This is a genomic window from Streptomyces sp. NPDC059456 (genome assembly GCF_042750055.1).
Taxonomy (GTDB): domain Bacteria; phylum Actinomycetota; class Actinomycetes; order Streptomycetales; family Streptomycetaceae; genus Streptomyces.
On sequence record NZ_JBHYVA010001015.1, the window covers coordinates 1 to 2,023 of the forward strand.

Sequence of the window (2,023 nt, forward strand, 5' to 3'; positions counted from 1 at the left end):
TCTCGCTCTGTGTCCGAGGGGGGACTTGAACCCCCACGCCCGATAAAGGGCACTAGCACCTCAAGCTAGCGCGTCTGCCATTCCGCCACCCGGACAAGGTGTCTGTCTCGCGTCCCTCGCGGGCCGTTCCGACGTGGAAAACATTACCAAACATTCCGGGGCCCCGATCACACCCCCCTGCGGCCGGGGATCGCCCTTGGGCGGAGCCGCCCGAAGCGGGAGGATGGGGAGGCAGTCGGTACCGATCAGTGGGAGGAAGCAGCGTGAGCGAGTCGAGCGCGGGCAGGACCGTTTCCGGCGAGGACGAGGTCGTCGACCTCTGCCGGGACCTCATCCGGATCGACACGAGCAACTACGGGGACCACTCCGGCCCCGGCGAGCGCAAGGCCGCCGAGTGGGTCGCGGAGAAGCTCGCCGAGGTCGGGCTGGAACCGCAGATCTTCGAATCCCACAAGGGACGCGCCTCGACCGTCGCGCGCATCGAGGGCGAGGACCCCTCCCGCCCGGCGCTGCTGATCCACGGGCACACCGACGTGGTCCCGGCGAACGCCGCCGACTGGACGTACGACCCCTTCGCGGGCGAGATCGCCGACGGCTGCCTGTGGGGCCGCGGCGCCGTCGACATGAAGGACATGGACGCGATGACGCTGGCCGTCGTGCGCGACCGGCTGCGCAGCGGCCGCAAGCCCCCGCGGGACATCGTGCTGGCCTTCCTCGCCGACGAGGAGGCCGGCGGCGTGTACGGCGCCCGGCACCTCGTGGACAAGCACCCCGGGCTCTTCGAGGGGGTCACCGAGGCGATCGGCGAGGTCGGCGGCTTCTCGTTCACCGTCAACGAGAACCTGCGGCTGTACCTGGTGGAGACCGCCCAGAAGGGCATGCACTGGATGCGGCTCACGGTGGAGGGCACCGCGGGCCACGGTTCGATGACGAACAACGACAACGCCATCACGGAGCTGTGCGAGGCCGTGGGCCGGCTCGGCCGCCACCAGTGGCCCGTCAGGGTCACCAAGACCGTACGGTCGTTCCTGGACGAGCTCTCGGACGCGCTCGGGACCCCGCTCGACCCGGACGACATGGACGCGACCCTCGCCAAGCTCGGCGGCATCGCCAAGATGGTCGGCGCGACGCTGCGGAACTCGGCCGCCCCGACCATGCTCGGCGCCGGCTACAAGGTCAACGTCATCCCCGGCCAGGCCACGGCGCACGTCGACGGCCGCTTCCTGCCCGGCTACGAGGAGGAGTTCTTCGCCGACCTCGACCGGATCCTCGGCCCGCGCGTGAAGCGGGAGGACGTGCACGGGGACAAGGCGCTGGAGACCGACTTCGACGGGAAGCTCGTCGACGCGATGCAGCACGCCCTCAAGGCCGAGGACCCGATCGCGCGGGCCGTCCCGTACATGCTCTCCGGCGGTACGGACGCCAAGTCCTTCGACGACCTCGGCATCCGCTGCTTCGGCTTCGCCCCGCTCCAGCTGCCGCCGGAGCTGGACTTCGCCGGGATGTTCCACGGAGTGGACGAGCGGGTGCCGGTGGACGGGCTGAAGTTCGGCGTGCGCGTGCTCGACCGATTCATTGACAACTGCTGAGAATCGGGAAGGTGTGCGCATTCCACTGAGAAGAGTGAATGCGCTCATACGCTCGTAGCCCTGGTGATGCCTCCTCGTTACAGGTGGTGCGGTCCGCGGCTGGGACCGCATTGCCAACTAGGAGGAACAATGCTCAAGAAGGTTGTCGCCGCTGCGGCTGCCACCGGTGGTCTGGTTCTCGCGGGTGCGGGTCTGGCTGCCGCCGACGCGGGTGCCCAGGGTGCGGCCATCGGCTCCCCCGGTGTCCTGTCCGGCAACGCCGTCCAGGTGCCGGTCCACGTTCCCGTGAACGTCTGCGGTAACACGATCAACGTCATCGGCCTGCTGAACCCGGCCTTCGGCAACACCTGCGTCAACGCCTGACGCTTCTGAAGTCTTTGGGCCCGGGGGCGCGATATAAGCGGCCCCGGGCGGCGGGGGGGGGGTGGGGGCGG

Annotated in this window: 2 protein-coding genes and 1 tRNA gene; 2 read left to right on the plus strand and 1 reads right to left on the minus strand. The window is 69.3% G+C overall.

Going from position 1 to position 2,023, the window contains the following annotated elements; all coding sequences use genetic code 11:
* Positions 1-10 precede the first annotated feature (10 nt).
* Positions 11-95, minus strand: a tRNA-Leu gene (locus ACFXA3_RS41665).
* A 168-nt stretch (positions 96-263) separates the two neighbouring features.
* Here ACFXA3_RS41665 and ACFXA3_RS41670 point away from each other — a divergent pair.
* Together ACFXA3_RS41670 and chpH are read left to right on the plus strand one after the other, a co-directional pair.
* Positions 264-1,589, plus strand: coding sequence for a M20/M25/M40 family metallo-hydrolase (locus ACFXA3_RS41670; RefSeq protein WP_385196577.1), 1,326 nt, complete (start codon positions 264-266; stop codon positions 1,587-1,589).
* Between the two features lie 129 nt (positions 1,590-1,718).
* Positions 1,719-1,952, plus strand: a complete 234-nt coding sequence (gene chpH, locus ACFXA3_RS41675; protein WP_385196579.1) for a chaplin ChpH — start codon at positions 1,719-1,721, stop codon at positions 1,950-1,952.
* Positions 1,953-2,023 lie beyond the last annotated feature (71 nt).

Excerpts from the sequence above, each read along its gene's own strand:
- chpH (WP_385196579.1), top strand. The coding sequence starts at position 1,719 with ATGCTCAAGAAGGTTGTCGCCGCTGCGGCTGCCACCGGTGGTCTGGTT.